Below are 17,612 nucleotides of genomic sequence, written 5' to 3' on the forward strand. Positions count from 1 at the left end.
GGCTGCCGCCCTAACCTGCTCGGGGCCTGAGGCCCCGAACCCCCATTTTTTCTTTCAATATCAAATTAATGGGGTCTGGGGCCGACTGGCCCCGGCGAGGTGTGGAGCAGCGCTCCACGTTCTGGTTCCCTAACTGTCGTGTACCGCGACGTTTCCTACTCTGCGTGATCGTCGGCAAAGCGGGTGGCAATGTCCTTGAACTCTTCCGCGATCCGAAGAAAGGCGTCGATCACATCGGGGTCAAAATGGTTGCCCCGCCCTTTCTGGATGATGTCGATGGCTTCCTGATGGGTGAATGGTGGCTTGTAGACGCGGCGGCTGATCAGGGCGTCATAGACATCGGCAACAGCCATCAGGCGGGCGGCCAACGGGATGGCCTCGCCTGCCAGACCCTCGGGATAGCCGGAACCATCCCACTTTTCATGGTGTGACCCGGCGATATCGCAGGCAAAGCGCAGGAAATTGCTGTTTTCGTCGCCCTCGTCGAGAAACTCGTCGTCATCCAGCGCGGCCAGCAACGCTTTGCGGCCCAGTTCGGCGTGGGTTTTCATTACCTCGAATTCGTGTTCGGTCAGGCGACCGGGCTTGAGCAGAATGGCGTCGGGAATGCCGACCTTGCCGACGTCGTGCAGCGGGGCCGATTTGAACAGCAGGGTGATCACCGTATCGCTCAGCTGGGGGGCAAAGCGGGGCAGGGTGCGCAGTTCTTCGGCCAGCGCCTTGATGTAGTACTGGGTTCGCCGGATATGATTGCCGGTTTCATTGTCGCGGGTTTCTGCCAGCGAGGCCAGCGCCCGGATGGTGACATCCTGCGTGCGTTGCAAGGCGCGGGTCCGTTGCTCGACGGTGGCTTCCAGACTGTCGGCATAACCGCGCAGCTTTTGTTGGGCGTGGCGCAGGGACAGGTGGGTGCGGATGCGGGCGAGGACCACCGGAGGCGAAACCGGTTTGGTAACATAGTCAATGGCCCCAACGTCAAAGCCGCGGGTCTCGTCATCGCTTTCGCTCATTGCCGAGCAAAAGATCACCGGGATATCGGCGGTTCGCGGGTCGGCCTTGATCTGGCGACAGACGTCGTAGCCATCCATGCCCGGCATCATCACATCCAGCAGGACCAGATCGGGCGGCGGATCGTTGGCCATCCGCTCCAGAGCCTGCTCGCCATTCTTGGCGACCAGCAACCCGTAGTCGTGCCGGAGGAGATCAACCAGAATCTTGATGTTGAGGGGCTCGTCATCAACAATCAGAATTCGCGACTGGGTCATGGAGTGGCCTCACACACAGTGTCGAGAGCCTGCGCCAGAGAGTCCAGGCTGGCGAGGGCGTCATCGAAGTCGAAATTACGGGTAGCAGACAAGGCTTTTTCTGCCAGCGGAACCAGGTCCGACGTGCCCAGATGCTGGAGCAGGAGTTCAGCCGTTTCCTCGGCTGAAGGGTCTGCCCCGGTCAGTTCGTCACGCAGGCGGTCAAGAACCGGGCGGACGTCCTCGACCTTGACCGGGGTTGGCGGAGCGGCGGTTTTTTCGCTGCGATGGCGTGGTAACGGGTCCATCGAGGCCACCGAGCGGATCACCTGCCCCAACGCCACCGCCAGATCGTCAATTGCCTGATCCAGATTGCCTTCGCCCTGCATCAGCATCTTTTCCAGAATGGCGGCTGTGCGCGACACTTCCATTGCGCCGATGGTGGCGGCGGTTCCTTTCAGGGTGTGGGCGATCCGGGTGGCTTCGGAGAGGCGGCCCTCCCGGATCGCCGGGCGCAGGATCAGGGCTTCGGTGCCGTGCCCGGTGGCAAAATCAACCAGCAAACGCCGCAGCAGGTGGGCGTTGCCATTGACCGAACGCAGCGCGGCTTTCAGGTCAAAACCGTCCAGGTGGTCGGGCAGGGTCATGTCACCGCCGTGGGCGCGGGGCAGGGCATGCGGAGGCTGTTGCGACCGGTCGCGGGGTTTGATCCAGCGGACCAGCACCCGGAACAGGGCGTCGGGGTCAATCGGCTTGCCGACATGGTCATTCATCCCGGCGTCCAGACACTTTTCACGGTCCCCGGCCATGGTGTGGGCGGTCATGGCAATCACCGGCAGGTCCATCAAGTGCAGGGTGTTGCGGATGATGGCCGTGGCCTGATAGCCGTCCATTTCCGGCATCTGGATATCCATCAGCACCAGATCAAAGGTATTGCTGCGCAGGGCCTCAATGCCCAGCCGGGCCCGTCCGCAGACGGTGACGGCGATGCCGACGCCTTCCAGCAGTTCGCGGGCGACCTGCTGGTTGATCGGATTGTCTTCGACCAGCAGGACTTCGGCACCCAGCAGCCCCTGAATGGCGTCCACATCGCGGGTGGTCTGGCTGCCGTCTCCGCTGCGCGGGCGGCGTCCCAGAGCCGACAGGACGGCATCCATCAGGCGGGTGGAGGTGATCGGCTTTTCCAGCAGCTCGACCGCCGGGCCAACGGCGGCAAAGCTCTCTTGTGCCTGTTCTGCTCCATAGGCGGTCACCGCCAGAACCGGCATCCGGGTATGGCCCATCAGCCGCAGACGCCGACAGACCTCGGCACCGTCAATGTCGGGCAGACGCCAGTCAATGACCATGAAGCCATAACCGTTGCGCTTGCGGTCCACGGCGGCAATGGCGTCTTCGCCATTGACCACCACGTCAACCACAAAGCCATATTGCCGCAAGGTATTGGACAGAATGACGCGGGCGGTCGGATTGTCATCCACCACCAGCACGTTCATGCCCCTGATGTCGGTGGGGATCGAACCGTCACGGCTGGAGTCTGCGGCCAGTTCGGCGGTGATCGAGAACGTGAAGGTGCTGCCGCGCCCCGGCGCGCTGCTGGCCGAAATGTCACCACCCATCAGCTCGACAAACTGGCGGGAAATGGCCAGTCCCAGCCCGGTCCCCCCAAAGCGGCGGGTGGTCGAACTGTCAGCCTGGGTAAAGGCCTTGAACAGGCCCTTGATCTGGTCTTCGGTCATCCCGATGCCGCTGTCGCGGACCCGGAAGTTCAGCTTCAGGGCGGCCGGACCATCCTTGTCCTGTCGGAGTGTCTTTTCGACGGCAATGCTGATCACGATCTGGCCGTGTTCGGTGAACTTCACCGCGTTGCTGACCAGATTGACCAGCACCTGCCCCAGCCGCAGCGGGTCGCCCAGCAGGGTGTCGGGAACATCCGGTGCCTGATCAATATCCAGACTGAGCGACTTTTCCCGTACTTTTGGCAGCGTTACGGTCACAAGGTTGTCGAGAACATCGCTCAGGCGGAAGGGAATCTTTTCCAGATCCATCTTGCCAGCCTCGATCTTGGAAAAGTCGAGGATGTCATTCAGAATTCCGAGCAGGTTCTTGGAGGCGTTATGGATTTTTTCCAGATAGTCCCGCTGGCGGCTGGACAGCTCGGTTTGCAGCGCCAGATGGCTGAGGCCGATCACCGCATTCATCGGGGTGCGGATTTCATGGCTCATGTTGGCAAGGAAGGCGCTTTTGAACTGGTTGGCGCGGTCGGCCTCTTCCTTGGCCCGCTCCAGCTCTTCCTCGACGTGCTTGCGGTCGGTGATGTTCTTGTGGATGCCGGTGATGCGCACCGCCTGCCCATGTTCATCCCGCCGCATCACCTTGCCCGAGGACAGAACCCAGATCCATGAGCCGTCCTTGTGTTGCATGCGGAATTCGACTTCGTAATGCGCCATCTGGCCGGACAGGTGGGCATCAAGGGCGGCGATGACGGCGGGTTTGTCATCAGGGTGCAGCAAGGTTAGCCAGGTCTGGCCGACACCGGGCAGTTCCCCGACGGCATAGCCCAGCATGCCGAGCCATTTCGGGCCGAAATAGGCAACATCGGTCTGTGGGTTCCAGTCCCACAGACCGATGTTGGCCGCTTCGAGGGCGACTTTCAGGCGGTCCTCGCTTTCGGCCAGCGCACTCTGGATGCGCTTGCGCTCGGTGATGTCCTGGAACACCGTGACCGACCCGGACAGGCGGCCATTGTCCCATGTCGGAACGGTGGCCAGCGCAACCGGGAACATGGTGCCATCCCGGCGAATGTAATGTTCGTCTTCGCTGCGATAGGGTTGCCCCATCGCCAGATGCATCAGGGTCGGGCATTGCCCCAGCGGAATATCTTCGCCCCTGGCATTTTTGTAGTGAATGATGTTGTGGATCGGCTGCCCCTGCAATTCCTCCAGAGACCAGCCCAGCAGGCGACCGGCTTCGGGGTTGATGAAGGTGCAGTGGCCTCGGGAATCGAGGCAGAACACCCCTTCGCCCATGGAATCGGTGATGTTCTGCAGGAATTTGCGGCTGGTGCGCAAATCCTCTTCCATCTGTTTTTGCTGGCTGATGTCGGTCCGGATGGCGATATAGCGTTCAGGCATGCCATCATCCCCCATCATCGGGACGATGGTGGCCGAAACCCAGTACAGCGTGCCGTTTTTGGCCCGGTTGCACAGCTCGCCGTGCCAGACCTGGCCCCGGCTGATGGTCTGCCACATTTCTTCAAAGATGGCGTGTTCATGCAGGCCGGAATTGACAATCCGGTGGTTGCGACCAATCAGCTCGTCTTGTGAATAGCCGCTGATCTGACAGAACAGGTCATTGGCGTAAATGATCAGGCCGTGGGTATCGGTGATGCTGACGATGGCGTGCTGGTCGATGGCGAACTTTTGCTGTTCCAGCGCTTTCAGGGCGCTGGCGCGCTGGTCGATCAGGCACAGGATGGTGCTGGTCAGGGCGGTGATGCTGTCTTCGCCCGTGTTGGGGATCGGCAGGGCATCGCTGCCGTTGTCCGGGTCCATGCCCCCCAGACTGCCCAGCAGGCCATCGGCGGTTTCCCTCAGGGCCCGCAAGGCCTGTTTTTGTCCCTCGGCTTCGGCTCTCAGGCGTTCATTGGCGGTTTGCAGCTCTTCGGAACTCAGCATCAGGCTGCGGTTGCGCAGTTCCATGTCGCGGTCGTTCTGCTCATACGACCCTGACACGCGCGCCAGCAGCCCTTCCAGTCCATTCAGCAGCGAGGCTGTTTGCGGGCTCAGACCTTCGGTGCCTGCCAGAGCCTTGGCCTCTTGCAGCGCGAGCGCGATATCCTGCTCGCTGGCCAGGCCAGCGGTCCGTTTGAACTGGTTGCGTAAGACCCGATGCATGAAGGTTTAAAACCCTGATATCTCTGTGGAGTGTGCGGGGAACGGCTGAGAACAGGCGACGGTCTGGAGGCTACGGTTTAGCATACTCCTGAATAACGGCAATTGTCATGGTCTGGTTGTGCAACTGGCATGTTTGCAGTTTTCCATGAGGATTGATCTCGCCATAGGAGTAAAACCCGCTGATGGTTACGGGAATGTGCAGCTCGCTGGCAAGCCTTTCCTGCACGCTGTCAACTTCTTCGACCAGCCGGTCGCCCATCACCAGCTTGCGCCCGACGCAACTGACCAGAAGCGCCAGCGCCGGAGAGGCCGGAGCTGCCGACTGATCCGAACCCAGGCACAGATCGGCGGCTTGCTCGGCTCCCAGAATCAGTTGGTCGGTGCTGGAGTGCATCATGCGCACAAAGCCGCCTTCCCGGATGTCCCCGGCAAAGGTCAGGCTTTTGTCTGCCTCGTTGACCCCCAGCAGGGTCCGGATCAGGCCGACGGATTCGGCGGTTTCATTCAGCATTTCAAAGGGAAACAACAGCCCCGATGCAGGCAGGCCGCTGGCATAGTCGCCCAGATACCGCTTGTACAGGTCCAGGGCCGGTTCATCGTCCAGCGTATAAAGGATGTTCCCTTGCGAACGGGTCACGCGGCGGGTGGGGCCAAAAGGATGCCAGCCACCGGCCGAGCCATTGCGCAAAACAACCGCATCGCCGTAAAGCCCTGCCGCAACGATTGTCTGGTCGGAAATGCCAGCGGGGGAAATGGTGACCGTATGCCGGAATGCGCCATCATCCCCGGCCAGACCACCGGCAATCACCACATGGTCCCCAATGGTGGCTTGCAGGCCGTCAATCAGCGCGCTGCCGTTGATGTTGGTGCCCCGGGCAAACAGCAGGACACTACGCAGGTTTTCGGGGCGGGCGGCGAGCAGGGCTTGCCCCAGATGGTGACCGGCAGCGGTGGCATCGCCATCGGCTGGAAACGGCAAGGTCTGGATGTGGATCGGGGTCTGCTCAAAGCGGACGGCGGTCAGGACGCAGCTTTGCTCATGCACATCATCGCAGGCGATTTCACCGGCGGTGCTGCACCCGATCAGGCTTTCGCGCGGCAAGGCGGCACTCAGACGGTCATGGAACCCCTCCTGACAGACGATTTCAGGGCTCCCGAACACCAGCACCAGATCAGGATCAAGCGCAAGGAGCGGGGCGACAGCCTGGGGCAGATCGTCCGGGGTGGACACGAGGGCTTGGGCAAGCTGCATGGAATGGCGCCTCTCATCGGATCATCAGGAGGAAAGCAGGTGTGTGCAAGTTGTTGTATAATGCCCTTTCTGTGGAGGGAGGCATATGGTTCCTAGGAGGGATATGTGCCTTGGGATATGGTCCGGTAAACCAGTGTCGATTTTTACTGAACAGACCATGCCTGTGTCCGCACCCCGTGGCGGTGCGGGCAACTGGGGGGGGGGGAAGCCCGATAAAGATGATGACGGCGGCGAAGGGGTTTCACCGGGATATGCAGAAAAACGGCTTCCTGTTTCTGAAGGCCTTGTTGGGAGCCTTTCTCCCAATCCTGCTTGTGGTGGTGACAGGACCGGTCTGGGCCGGGACACTGGTCTTGCGCGATGACCTGCCATCGCTGTCCCTGAACGGAGGCCTGTCCGTTTACGAAGACAAAACCACTACCGCAACGATCGATGATGTGCAAAAAATCTCTCAAAAAGGGGGCTTTACCGATCTGGCTACAGGATATGCCGGCGGGTATCGCACCTCGCACATCTGGCTGCGCTTTACCGTCCAGTCCGAAAGTCGGCAGCCGGACTGGATTTTGGCGATGGGATTGCCGTTCCTGAATTATGTGACGCTGTATGCGCCTCGGGGCGACGGGACCTTTCAGATTTCGCGGCAAGGGGAAATGATTCCGGTGGAGCAGCGGGATTTGATCGTTCGGGGACCAGCCTTTCGGATACATTTGGACCCGGGAGAACAAAAGACATTTTTCGTTGAGGTTCACAGTAAGGGAACGATCGCGATTGATGGAACTCTATGGCAAAAAGAAGAATTTTCGGTATTCGAGCGGCGCGATATATTTATCATTGCAGCCTTCTCTAGTCTTTCTCTTTACGTTCTATTATTTTCTGTTTTGAATTTTTTCAATGTTCGGAATCGTGCAAATTTTTCTTTCTTTTCTCAGTTCTTTACAACATTTTATATTAATCTTTATACGTCTGGCATCTTATCGTTGTATGTCTTTTCAGACATGACATGGCCGATTTTCGTCGTGCCTTTTTTCAACGGAATGCAACTGACCACCAACATCATGTTGGTGAATTACCTGTTGCGACTGCCGGTGCATTGCCCTCGTCTTGGCAAGGTATGCTGGGGGCTGGCCGTGCTGGGCTTTGTCATGGGGGTGGTGGGAACCTTGTGGGGAAATCACATCACCACACCTGCGCTGAATCTCCTGCTGGTGCTGCTGATCTTTTTGGTGAGCGCCCTGGCCGTGTGGCTGGTGGTGGCGCGTGGTGAACTGGGGGCAATCATTTTTCTGGTGGCTTTTGCGATCAGTCTGGTTGCCGCCGTTCCGATCCTCATGCGCAATGTTGGTCTGTTGCCACCAGATACGGTTTTACCCTATTCGGCTCATTTCGTGACCCTGTGCCATGCGATGGTGGTCGGGTTCGGCCTGATCCAGCAGGCGCGCCAGACCGAGCGGGAACGGCTGTCGGCACAACGCCGGTTGCTGGAGGAATCCCAGCGGTCCGAGCGGGATCTGGAAGAGCGTATCGCTCAACGCACCCGTGCTCTGGCCAGTGAAATCCAGGAACGCCGCCAGATCGAAGACCGCTTGCGGGACAGTGAACGGCAGGTGCGGGCCGTGCTGGATGCGGCCTCGTTTCCGATGATGGTGATGGAACACCGCACGGCGCGGCCCTTGTTCATCAATGGTCCGGCAGAGCAGGTCTTTTCCGGTGAACTGTCATTGCAGATATTCTGCGATCATCCCGAGATTGCCGCAACCTTGCAGCAGGAAATGATTGGTCAGTTGCCGTTTTTTGACCGTGAAATCCAGTTGGTCCGCAAGGCCGGGGGGGATCGCTGGCTGATGGTGTCGGCGGTGTTCCTGCGCTATGGCGGGCTGACGGCGGTTCTGTTTTGTCTCAATGACATCTCTCAGCGTAAAGAGCTGGAACACAGCCTGCTCGGGGCCAGAGAGCAGGCCGAACATGCCCTTGAAACCGAACGCCGGGCCCGCCGTGAGCAGCGGAATTTTCTGGCAATGGTCTCGCATGAATTCCGGGTGCCGCTGGCGATTGTGGAAACGGCCACGCAGGTTCTGGGGCTGACCTTGCCACCGCAAGCAGCCGACTGTCAGGGCGAACTGGCCAAGGTGCAGAGGGCGGTGGCCCGGATGACCGACCTGATCGAAACCTGTCTGGCCGATGACTGGCTGGAAAGTACCTCGATGAGCCTGCGTCTGGAAACGCTGGATCTGGTCTGGCTGGTGCAGGATGTGTGCGAGGAGTTCGCCATTCTGGTTGACGCTGAACGGATGCGGCTGCATTTGCCCGAGGCTGCCTTGCTGCGGGGGGATGCGACCCTGTTGCGGGTGGTGGTGTCAAATCTGGTCGACAATGCGCTGAAGTATTCGCCTGCCGAGTTGCCGATTGACGTGCGGATGTCGGTCGGCAGCCAGCGGGTGGTCCTTGAGGTTTGCGATCTGGGCAAGGGGATTGCGGTTGAAGAGCGCGAACAGATCTTCGACAAGTTTTTCCGCTCGCCGTCGGTTGGCCGGGTGGGCGGGGCCGGACTGGGATTGTATGTGGTCCGCCGCATCGTAATGCATCATGGCGGAACAATTGCCTGTGTCCCGGGGCCCACAGGCTGGGGAACGGTGTTCCGGGTGGAACTGCCTTTGGGAACTCCGTGATTTTCATTACTTTTTTCTGGGGAGAACCCCTTGCATCCACCGGAAAATGCTCTGGTGGTTTTCTTGATTTCGCTGATATAGTGCAGTCCGGTTTGGAGATAATCAGCCAGGCTTCCGCTTTTCCTGCCGATCATCAGGCAACTGTGTGACGGCGGGATAGAGTCTGGTGGTGGAGCAGGCAGGGGGAAACATGGCTCGCATTGTGGTGGTCGAGGATGATGCTGATCTGCGTGATTCTGTCTGCCGCTATCTGACGCTGATCGGACTGGATGCCTGTGGTGCCGCGTCGGGACAGGAATTGTTCGCCTTGCAGGTTGACTGGACCTCGGCGGTGGTGGTGCTGGACGTGAACCTGCCCGACTGTGATGGCTTTACCGTCGCTCGCCGTCTGCGCAGCCTGTGCCCGACGGTTGGGATCATCATGCTGACCGCCCGCAATCAGGTCGATGACCGGGTGACCGGCCTGACCTCGGGGGCTGACAGCTATCTGGTCAAACCGGTCCAGTTGCGTGAATTGCTGGCAGTGATTGAAAGCCTGTCTCGGCGATTGAACATCAGCGATGCCGCTGTGCCGGTGACGCCGTTGCCTGCGGCGTCCCTGCCGGCCTTTGCGGCGGTGGCGCCCCCGGTACCGTCTCCCGTCCGGTCGTCCTTCAAGCCGTCACCGGTGACGCTGGCGGGAAGCCCATGGGTTTTCGAGGTCTCGTCGTGGTCGCTGTTCACGCCGCAAGGGGCGCAGGTGTCCCTGACCAATGCCGAATTCCGCGTGCTGCGCGTTCTGGTGGCCGATGCAGGCCATTCCGTCTCGCGCGACCAGATTTCCGAAGCTCTGGGCAAGGCTCCCGGCGAGCAGGAGGACCGCAGCATTGATGCCATCCTGACCCGCCTGCGCCGCAAGGTCCGCGAAGAAACCGGCCTGCCGCTGCCAGTCAAGGCGGCGCGGACGGTGGGCTATGTGTTTGTGGCCCCGGTCACCGTGCAGGAATAGGGCCCTGGCGGGTTGCGATCCTCTTTTCAGGGGGGGCTGCTTGTGCATCTTTGTGCCTTCTGGGGCGTGAAAGACGCATAACGGTCTGAAATATAATGGTGTTAGCATTGCAATGTCGCATCGGGAAAAGGGCTGTACCTCTTGCACTGGTGCTGCGGTGCAGCGTCTACGGGGGGTGGTCGCGCGGTGCGCGACTGTCTATGATGCGTCCGGGGTGGCGGGTGGTTCCGTGTCTGTCCTTCACGGACTGGTGCCATGCTTTGCCGTCAGGTGAAGAAGACCGCACCCTGTTGGCATTCAGGAGAAAAAGTCATGTCTCTCAAGACTATCATGGTTGTCATGGACACCACAGCCGGTGTCGAACAGCGCCTGGACATCGCACTGCAACTGGCGCAGAGCCATGACGCCCATCTGACCGGGCTGTGCGTACGGACCACGCCGTATGTGCCGCAGTTCGTGATGGGGCAATTGGGGCCGGAAGTGGCCGAAGCCCAGCGCAAGTGGTCGATCGAGGCCGCAGAGACCGCGCAGAAGCTGTTTGAAAGCAAGGCGGCGGCTGCCGGGGTGCGCTATGAATGGCGTGCGGTTGACGGCCAGCTGCTGGAACAGACCTCCCTGCACGCCAAGTATGCCGATCTGGTGGTGGTCAGCCAGTTTGATCCCGACGGGGAAATGGCCGATGGTCAGGACCAGTTGGTCGATCATCTGGTGCTGGATGCCGGTCGTCCGGTGCTGGTGGTGCCTTATTGCGGAACCTTTGCCTCGGTGGGTAAAACGGTGATGGTGGCATGGAATGCCACCCGTGAGGCGACCCGTGCGGTCAGTGACGCCCTGCCGTTTCTGCAAAAGGCCGATCGGGTCAATGTGGTCGCCGTCAATCCGCATGGTGGCACGGGCCGCAACGGCCATGGCGAAATTCCGTCGGCGGACATTTGCCTCAGCCTGGCCCGCCATGGTGTGAAGGCCGACGCCCAGAGCATCGAAGCCCACGACATGCAGGTTGGTGACACCCTGCTGTCCCGGATCACTGACGAAGGCGTTGACCTGCTGGTGATGGGGGCCTATGGCCGGTCGCGTCTGCGCGAGCTGGTGCTGGGCGGGGCCACCCGCCATGTGCTGCGCCACATGACCGTTCCGGTGCTGATGAGCCATTAAGGCGGGATGTCTCGGCATTCGCAAATACGTCGTCGCAGATGAATTCATCTGCTCGGGATTTGGGTTTGTGCAGTTCGCAAATACGTCGTCGCAGATGAATTCATCTGCTCGGGATTTGGGTTTGTGCAGTTCGCAAATACGTCGTCGCAGATGACGTCATCTGCTCGGGATTTGGGTTTGTGCAGTTCGCAAATGCGTCGTCGCAGATGACGTCATCTGCTCGGGATTTGCTTTTCCCGTGGTTTTCATCCCCTGCCGGGAGACCGGTGGGGGATGTTTTTTTGTATAAACCAGAATAGTTTCATCGTTCCATCATCGAAGGGTCATTCAAACTTCATCCTGTCCACTTGGTAATCCAGAGTACAACAGGGGCAATATTTAGCTCTGGAACAGGATAAAAATGACTATGGAAGACCGTCAGCTGTCCTCGCCGTCGTTTGAAGAGGTTGCCGCCTCTCGCCTCAGCCGCCGCGCTGCCCTGAAGGGCATGTTCGTTGCCGCTGGCTCTGCGGCGCTGGCCGGGGGCGTCTCGCGCTATGCCCTGCTGCCGGGCGAAGCCTTTGCCGCTGCTGCCAAGGCCGAAACCTCGGCTCCGGCGCTCAGCTTTCAGGAACTGGCCAAGTCGATTACCGAAGACCAGCAGGTGGCTGCAGGCTACAAGGCTCAGGTGGTGGTGTCGTGGGGCGATGCCCTGCACGGCGGGATGGATGCCTTTGATCCGCTGCTGCTGACCCCGGCCGAGCAGGAACGCCGGTTTGGCTACAACAACGACTTCATCGGCTTCATGCCGCTGCCGGTCGGTTCGCAGGCGTCGGACCATGGGCTGCTGTGCGTCAACCACGAATACACCAACACCGAATTGATGTTCAGCGGCCTGAAGGGCGAAAGCGCCAAGGACCTGATCAGCGAAGATCAGGCGAAGGTCGAAATGGCCGCCCATGGTCACACCATCGTCGAAGTCAAAAAGGGTAAGGATGGTTGGGCGGTGGTGGCTGACAGCCGCTATAACCGGCGCATTTCCTTCCTGTCCACCGTCTGCGAAGCCACCGGTCCGGCAGCAGGTCATGCCCGCCTGAAGACCAAGGCCGATCCGTCGGGCCGCAAGATCGTCGGCACCCTGAACAACTGTGCGGGCGGGAAAACCCCGTGGGGCACCATCCTGACGGCGGAAGAAAACATCCACCAGTACTTCGCCGGCAACCCGGAAGGCACTCCCGAAGCCCGCAATCACAAGCGGATGGGCATCGAGAACAAGCCGGAATATGGCTGGGGCCGGTTCTTTGAGCGGATGGATGTCAGCAAGGAACCGAACGAGCCGAACCGCTTTGGCTGGCTGGTTGAAATTGATCCCTATGATCCGTCCTCGACCCCGAAAAAGCGTACGGCGCTGGGCCGTTTCAAGCACGAGGCCGGGACCTGTGTGGTCAACCCGGACGGGCGGGTGACGGTCTACACCGGTGACGATGAACGCTTTGAATACCTTTATCGGTTCGTCACCAAGGGCAAGTTTGTGCCCAACGACCGCAAGGCCAACATGGGCCTGCTGGACGAAGGTACGTTGTCGGTGGCCCGCTTTGATGCCAACGGCACGGTGAGCTGGCTGCCGCTGATCCATGGCAAGGGCAAGCTGACGGCGGAAAACGGCTTTGCCAGCCAGGCCGACGTGGTGATCGAAGCCCGCCGGGCCTCGGAACTGCTGGGGGCCACCCCGATGGACCGCCCGGAAGACGTGGAAACCAATCCGGTCAATGGCCGCGTTTATGTGATGCTGACCAACAACACCAAGCGCAAGCCGGAACAGGTTGATGCCGCCAACCCGCGCGCCAACAATGCCTATGGTCACATTCTGGAACTGACCGCGCCGGGTGGCGAAGGCAAGGCCGCCAACCATACCGCCGATACCTATCAGTGGGATATCCTGCTGCTGGCCGGTGATCCGTCCAAGCCCGATGTCGGCGCCAGGTACCACCCGGATGTGACCTCGAACGGCTGGCTGGCGGCTCCGGACAACTGCACCTTTGACAACCACGGTCGCCTGTGGATTGCCACCGATCAGGGCGGGGATCAGGCCAAGCGCGGGGTTCCCGATGGTATCTATGCGACGCAGGTCGATGGGGCCCAGCGGGCGCTGACCAAATTCTTCTACGCCGTGCCGCGTGATGCCGAAATGTGCGGGCCGGAATTCACCCCCGATGGCAAGACGCTGTTCGTGTCGGTGCAGCATCCGGGCGAAGGCTCGACCTATGACAAGCCGTCAACCCGCTTCCCGCGCTTCAAGGCCGACATGCCGCCGCTGCCCAGCGTGGTGGCGATCACCAAAAAGGACGGCGGCGAAATTGGTGGCTAACCTTTGACGCAGGCCTGATACAAGCAGGGCCGGAGTGATCCGGCCCTGCTTTTTGTCATTTCTTTTCGACGGTAAACGTCACACCGTCCGGGTCGGAGGCGGATTTGCCGCCGATCTTCTTTCCGGTACCCCCGCTGGGGGCAGCTCCGCCCTTGCTCCCCATCTTGCCGGTGCTGCCGCTGGTATCATCGCGGCTGTCGTTGGCATCATCGCCCTGAGCGAGAATGTCTTCTTCGACCGCATTGCCGAACAACTCGATCAGTTCGGCGCAGATGGTGATGCTCTGGCTTTCCGGGTCCCACCAGGCATTCACCTCGTCGCCGCAGGCGGTCACGGTCATGGTGATCGGTTTGGGCAGAAACACCCGGCTGTTGAGGTCGGCGACCACCTGATCCAGTGCCCGCGCCTGCTTGACCGCCTGTGTCCAGCGCTGGCCGCGCACCTGCGGGTCCCACGCCAGATTAAAGGCGTTCGATGCGCCGCCCTTGGGCTGATAGGGGGCCAGCAGGCGTTGCCATGACTGGGTGGCCCGTTTGTATTCGTCGGGGCAACTGCTCAGGCGGTCTTCGGTCAGACCGATTGCCTCGGCATACTCGGCAAAGCCATCCGGGTCCGAGCCATACAGCAGGCAGGCCAGCTGGTAATACCGCTGGGCATCAAGGCCATGCTCGTCCATGTAGTCTTCTTCGCCGGGGCTTTCCCCTGCCAGCCCATCGACCAGGGCAAAGCCGTCAATGGCGTCCATGATCTTTTGGTCGCGGGTATCATCACCACCTTCGGCCGGGATCATGATCGAGGCTGCCAGCATGTCGGCGGCGTCTTCCTCGCGCCCGATCACCGGCAGGTTGAGGGTGGCAATCAGGGCATGGGCCGCTTCGTGGTAGGCAAAGAACGCGGCATTGGCAGCGGTGAAGTTGATGGCTTCCTGCTGCTGGTCAGAGGTCAGGGCCACAGCCGGGGCGGATGGCGCGACAAGAAACGGGGCCATCAGCAGGGCAGAAGCGAGGTTAACAAGCGGGCGGCGCATGGTGATGCACTCCTTGGCGGCGATATGCTCAGTTATGACGAAGCCCTCGCTTCTTGGCAAGACACACCCCTTGGCAAGACGGGGACTTTTCTGCCACTGTGCAGCATCATGACTGTTCCGCTGTCTTTCCCCGAATACTGGGTTTTTGGCTATGGATCCCTGATGTGGAATCCCGGCTTTGAGCACCAGGAAGCCATAGCCGCCGAAATCGACGGCTATCACCGCAGCTTTTGTATCTACTCCCACCATTATCGCGGCACCAAAAGCCGTCCGGGGCTGGTGTTGGGTCTCAGTCCGGGGGGCAGTTGTACCGGGGTGGCCTTTCGGGTCGCCGCCGCCCGCTGGCCCGAGGTGCTGGAGTATCTGCGCGAGCGGGAATTGCTGGCCTATGCCTACCGCGAGGCTTACTTGCCGGTCCGTTTGCGCGATGGCCGCACCCGTGAGTCGTTCGTGGTGGTGGCTGACCCGGCCCACCGCTCCTATGCGGGCGAACTGCCGACCCCGCAGGCGGCATCCATCATCATGGAAGCCTGCGGCCACGCCGGGCTGAACCGCGATTATCTGATCAACACCGTTCGTCAGCTTGTGCAGCACGGTTTTCGCGATGCGCCGCTGCACGAGCTGTTGAAAGAGGTCGAACGTCAGACCGGCGAACTGGATGCCGGGATGGGGATTTGAGGCCGGGGGTTGCAGCCTTTTTTCCCAGTGACGCCAACGGGCAGGCCGCGCGCTTTCCTGATCGGGCTGGTGCTCATTGCTCCAGAGGAGAGCAGTGAGCGCAAAAGCGGGAACCGGTTTTGCGCAAAATCACTACGATAAATTAAAATGTTGGACCAGTGATGCCTGCATCCCATGTAACGCACACTGGTCTGGAACCGGATTCTCTCTCCATTGTTTGAGATTCATCAATATACTTATAGATTAATGGCGACGATCCTGCTTGTGATTTACATTTGCGTCGACTGATTTATGCAAGTGAATGTGGTATATTTATTGTTAAAAAAGTATATTAATGGGCTGATTTGATGGTGAAAAAGTGTTTTACGGTCTTATATTAGTCATATTTGAAAAATGAATATTCCGTGTATATGGTATATCTCAGGGCGCAAATAACGATCATTGTGATCGTTATTGGTTAAATTGATTTGACCGTGAAAATTTATTGCGAACATATCGTGTTTCGTTTAAGAGCCTATAACAGCAGCGATACAGGAGACCATGGTATCGCAATGGTGGAAATCAATCGCAGTGGTGGCGCAATACGTTTGATCTTTGAACGTTGGCAAATACCTGTAGACGCAGAGTAAGCCAGAGCTGATGGACAGACAGTCTTGCCCGACTGTGCGCCTGTTGACGAAACGGGCACCTCGTTCCTGCGGCGTCTGCTCTCTGCCCGGATTGGCGCGTCCATCGGCACGCGGAGAAGGTTGATTTGATTGGAGGTCAGTGACCAATGTCGAAAGTTGTTCTGAGCGTTGACGATTCCGCCAGCATGCGGCAGATGGTGAGCTTTGCCCTTGAGGGGGCGGGGTATACCGTGCGGACCGCTGTTGACGGGCAGGATGCGCTGGATGTGCTGGCCAAGGGGCCGGTTGACCTGATCCTGACCGATCTGAACATGCCGCGGATGGACGGATTGGCCCTGATCAGGCAGGTGCGCACCCTGCCGAGCTGCCGCTTTGTCCCGATCATTTTCCTGACCACGGAATCCGAAGACAGCAAGAAGGCCGAAGCCAAGGCTTCCGGTGCAACGGGCTGGATTGTCAAGCCATTCCAGCAGGATCAACTGCTGGCAGTGGTAAAGCGCTTTTTAGGGTAACGCATTGGGTGAACGGCAGGGTCTGCTGTTGTTTTTCTGTGATGTGCATCCTGATCCCTCCTGAAGGGCGCGTTTGTTTTCCGTAACAAAGGGGCGTTCCATGGTTGCTTCGACGCCATCACCTGCCGAGACATTCCTGCAGGAAGCTGCCGAGCTTCTGGACGATCTTGAAGCGGCTCTGCTTGATCTGGAGCACGACCCGCTGAATTCGGAACTGATCAACCGGGCGTTCCGGGCCTTGCATACCATCAAGGGCTCGGGGGCGATGTTCGGTTTTGATGCGGTGGCCGAGTTCACCCATCACGTCGAAGGCGCTTTTCAGAAAGTGCGCGATGGCCAGCAGAGCATCTCGTCGAGACTGATCGCGGCCACGCTGGAAGCCGAAGATCACATCCGTGATCTGCTGGCACACAACAACGATGTCGAACGCGGCGAGCGTCTGACGCAGACGTTTCTGTCGCTGATGGCGGGCGGCGTGGTGGCGACCAGTGCGCCAGAGAGACCGGCTGTTGCCACCAACGGGGCGAATGCCGACGGGACGGATGGCGATGGTCAGCCACGCCGCTGGCACATCCGCTGCCGTCTGGCCCCGCAAACCATGGCCTTCGGGACCAATCCACTGGTGTTGCTGGACGACCTGCGGGCGCTGGGGGAGTGCGTCGTGGTGGCGTTGCCCGATGGTATTCCGACACTCGATCACATGGACCCACTGTGCTGTTACATGGAATGGGACATTTTCCTGTCAACGGCGCACCCGAAAACGGCGATCGAGGATGTGTTCCTGTTCGTGATGGATGACAGCGAGATCTCCATCACGCCGCTGGACGACAAAACCGTCTCGCCTCTGCTGGGGGAAATCCTGATTGCCCGTGGCGATGTGCCGCGGGAGGTGGTTGAAGAAACCGTTGCGCAACAGCGGCCGCTGGGCCAGATGCTGGTCAAGGCCGGAGCGGTCTCGCCCGAACGGGTGGTGTCGGCGCTGGTGCAGCAGCACCATGAAACCCGCAAGCCGGCAGCGACACCTGCTTCGGCTCCGGCGGCGCCGGACAGCGGCCATGGCAGTGTGCGGGTGCAGGCGGAACGTCTGGACAGCCTGATGGATCAGGTCGGCGAACTGGTGATTGCACAGGCCCGCCTGCGCCAGCTGGCGGCGGGCAGTGACGACATCCTGTTGCGGGCGATCAGCGAAGACATCGAGCGGCTGTCAGCCGATCTGCGCGA

11 protein-coding genes are annotated in these 17,612 nt (G+C 60.0%); 7 read left to right on the forward strand and 4 right to left on the reverse strand.

Features of this window, described 5'->3' with window-relative positions; genetic code table 11:
• Nucleotides 1-155: 155 nt before the first annotated feature.
• The 3 genes from BW995_RS18915 to BW995_RS18925 all read right to left on the reverse strand — a co-directional run bounded on the left by BW995_RS18915 (nt 156) and on the right by BW995_RS18925 (nt 6,389).
• Complete coding sequence (locus BW995_RS18915; RefSeq protein ID WP_076401997.1) at nt 156-1,265, reverse strand: response regulator; 1,110 nt, start codon at nt 1,263-1,265, stop codon at nt 156-158.
• Nucleotides 1,262-5,137 (reverse strand): PAS domain S-box protein, encoded by a 3,876-nt coding sequence (locus tag BW995_RS18920; RefSeq protein ID WP_076401998.1) that lies wholly within the window; start codon nt 5,135-5,137, stop codon nt 1,262-1,264. The genes BW995_RS18915 and BW995_RS18920 overlap by 4 nt, the downstream gene beginning before the upstream one ends.
• Nucleotides 5,138-5,207: 70 nt before the next feature.
• Nucleotides 5,208-6,389: an FIST signal transduction protein gene (locus BW995_RS18925; RefSeq protein ID WP_076401999.1), complete on the reverse strand. Its 1,182-nt coding sequence runs from the start codon at nt 6,387-6,389 to the stop codon at nt 5,208-5,210.
• A 251-nt stretch (nt 6,390-6,640) separates the two neighbouring features.
• On the opposite strand from BW995_RS18925, the gene BW995_RS18930 reads away from it, so the two are divergent.
• The 4 genes from BW995_RS18930 to BW995_RS18945 all read left to right on the forward strand — a co-directional run bounded on the left by BW995_RS18930 (nt 6,641) and on the right by BW995_RS18945 (nt 13,545).
• Nucleotides 6,641-9,055, forward strand: a complete 2,415-nt coding sequence (locus BW995_RS18930) for a sensor histidine kinase (RefSeq protein ID WP_076402000.1) — start codon at nt 6,641-6,643, stop codon at nt 9,053-9,055.
• A gap of 190 nt (nt 9,056-9,245) precedes the next feature.
• Complete coding sequence (locus BW995_RS21020) at nt 9,246-10,043, forward strand: response regulator transcription factor (RefSeq protein ID WP_076402001.1); 798 nt, start codon at nt 9,246-9,248, stop codon at nt 10,041-10,043.
• Between the two features lie 312 nt (nt 10,044-10,355).
• Complete coding sequence (locus BW995_RS18940) at nt 10,356-11,198, forward strand: universal stress protein (protein WP_076402002.1); 843 nt, start codon at nt 10,356-10,358, stop codon at nt 11,196-11,198.
• Nucleotides 11,199-11,604: 406 nt separating this feature from the next.
• Nucleotides 11,605-13,545: a PhoX family protein gene (locus tag BW995_RS18945; protein WP_084194995.1), complete on the forward strand. Its 1,941-nt coding sequence runs from the start codon at nt 11,605-11,607 to the stop codon at nt 13,543-13,545.
• Nucleotides 13,546-13,600: 55 nt separating this feature from the next.
• On the opposite strand, the gene BW995_RS18950 is transcribed toward BW995_RS18945, so the two are convergent.
• Nucleotides 13,601-14,572 (reverse strand): DUF4344 domain-containing metallopeptidase, encoded by a 972-nt coding sequence (locus tag BW995_RS18950; RefSeq protein ID WP_076402004.1) that lies wholly within the window; start codon nt 14,570-14,572, stop codon nt 13,601-13,603.
• A gap of 108 nt (nt 14,573-14,680) precedes the next feature.
• Between BW995_RS18950 and BW995_RS18955 the strand changes: the two genes are divergently transcribed.
• The 3 genes from BW995_RS18955 to BW995_RS18965 all read left to right on the forward strand — a co-directional run.
• Nucleotides 14,681-15,250 carry a gamma-glutamylcyclotransferase gene (locus tag BW995_RS18955; RefSeq protein ID WP_076402005.1) on the forward strand — a complete coding sequence of 190 codons (570 nt, stop codon included), beginning with the start codon at nt 14,681-14,683 and terminating at the stop codon, nt 15,248-15,250.
• A gap of 775 nt (nt 15,251-16,025) precedes the next feature.
• On the forward strand, nt 16,026-16,391 hold the full coding sequence (locus tag BW995_RS18960; RefSeq protein WP_076402006.1) for a response regulator: 366 nt from the start codon (nt 16,026-16,028) through the stop codon (nt 16,389-16,391).
• Nucleotides 16,392-16,491: 100 nt separating this feature from the next.
• Nucleotides 16,492-17,612: Hpt domain-containing protein (locus BW995_RS18965; protein WP_175617129.1), on the forward strand; the 1,121-nt coding region annotated here is incomplete at its 3' end.

The sequence above is a fragment of the Insolitispirillum peregrinum genome, assembly GCF_900156605.1.
Lineage (GTDB): Bacteria > Pseudomonadota > Alphaproteobacteria > Rhodospirillales > Rhodospirillaceae > Insolitispirillum > Insolitispirillum peregrinum.

Coding starts and splice junctions, on each gene's coding strand:
- BW995_RS18955 (WP_076402005.1), top strand. CDS start 14,681: ATGACTGTTCCGCTGTCTTTCCCCGAATACTGGGTTTTTGGCTATGGA.
- BW995_RS18945 (WP_084194995.1), top strand. CDS start 11,605: ATGGAAGACCGTCAGCTGTCCTCGCCGTCGTTTGAAGAGGTTGCCGCC.
- BW995_RS18940 (WP_076402002.1), top strand. CDS start 10,356: ATGTCTCTCAAGACTATCATGGTTGTCATGGACACCACAGCCGGTGTC.
- BW995_RS18920 (WP_076401998.1), bottom strand. CDS start 5,137: ATGCATCGGGTCTTACGCAACCAGTTCAAACGGACCGCTGGCCTGGCC.
- BW995_RS21020 (WP_076402001.1), top strand. CDS start 9,246: ATGGCTCGCATTGTGGTGGTCGAGGATGATGCTGATCTGCGTGATTCT.
- BW995_RS18930 (WP_076402000.1), top strand. CDS start 6,641: ATGCAGAAAAACGGCTTCCTGTTTCTGAAGGCCTTGTTGGGAGCCTTT.
- BW995_RS18960 (WP_076402006.1), top strand. CDS start 16,026: ATGTCGAAAGTTGTTCTGAGCGTTGACGATTCCGCCAGCATGCGGCAG.
- BW995_RS18925 (WP_076401999.1), bottom strand. CDS start 6,389: ATGCAGCTTGCCCAAGCCCTCGTGTCCACCCCGGACGATCTGCCCCAG.
- BW995_RS18915 (WP_076401997.1), bottom strand. CDS start 1,265: ATGACCCAGTCGCGAATTCTGATTGTTGATGACGAGCCCCTCAACATC.
- BW995_RS18950 (WP_076402004.1), bottom strand. CDS start 14,572: ATGCGCCGCCCGCTTGTTAACCTCGCTTCTGCCCTGCTGATGGCCCCG.